Below are 833 nucleotides of genomic sequence, written 5' to 3' on the forward strand. Positions count from 1 at the left end.
GCCGCGCATGATCGCCCGGCGGCGCGTGCGCAGGAAGAAGCTGACGCCCGAGCCCCGTACGTCGACGCACAGATCCCATGTCGTGGCCACGCAGTCGCGCCACAGCGCCAGCCAGTGCAGGTCCCATTTCCGCTTGGTCAGCACGATGGTGCGGTCGCGCCGGGGCATGCGGGCGAACAGGTCGCGGGCCACGGGGCCGCAGACGATGGTGAAACGGGCCTGGGGGAAGGCATGGAGGAGATGGTCCAGCAGGCCGGTCGACAGGACGGCGTCGCCCAGCCGGGTGGAGGAGATGAACAGGATCCGCATGCCGGGCACGCTAGCCGCCTTTTGGAGCGGCACCAATATGGCGCCCCCTTGCCTCCCCCCTGCCCTGGCCCCCCCTTGCCTTGCCCCCCTTGCCTTGAGAGACGGGCGGACCCAGAATCCGGACATGACGCATCTTGCCCATCTGCCAGACCGCGCGGTGCTGGCCATTTCCGGCGCCGACCGGGTGACGTTCCTGCAGGGGCTGGTTTCCAACGACGTGGCCGAGGTGGCGCCGGGGCGTGCCGTCTGGGCCGCGCTGCTGACGCCGCAGGGACGGTGGCTGGCGGATTTCTTTCTGTATGAGGAGGCCGAGGGGCAGCGGCTGCTGATGGATTGCGCGGCGGCGCAGGCCGACATGCTGCGCCAGAAGCTGGCGCGCTATCGCCTGCGGTCGGACGTGTCGATCGACCCGACGGGATTTGCCGTGCATGCGGCATGGGACGCGGTGCCGCCGATGATCGATTCGGCTATCGGCGCGCCCGATCCTCGCCTGGCGGACGCGGGCTGGCGGCTGGTCCTGCCCC

At 70.3% G+C, this 833-nt stretch carries 2 protein-coding genes; one reads left to right on the top strand and one right to left on the bottom strand.

Annotated features, from left to right (window positions below; all coding sequences use genetic code 11):
- The coding region (locus tag HUK84_RS20710; RefSeq protein ID WP_374729402.1) for a glycosyltransferase family 9 protein at nucleotides 1-309 on the bottom strand (309 nt) is incomplete at its 3' end.
- A 124-nt stretch (nucleotides 310-433) separates the two neighbouring features.
- On the opposite strand from HUK84_RS20710, the gene HUK84_RS20715 reads away from it, so the two are divergent.
- A partial coding sequence (locus HUK84_RS20715; protein ID WP_374729401.1) for a YgfZ/GcvT domain-containing protein occupies nucleotides 434-833 on the top strand: 400 nt, incomplete at its 3' end.

Origin of the sequence: Nguyenibacter vanlangensis (assembly GCF_013376155.1) — a bacterium.
GTDB lineage: Bacteria > Pseudomonadota > Alphaproteobacteria > Acetobacterales > Acetobacteraceae > Gluconacetobacter > Gluconacetobacter vanlangensis.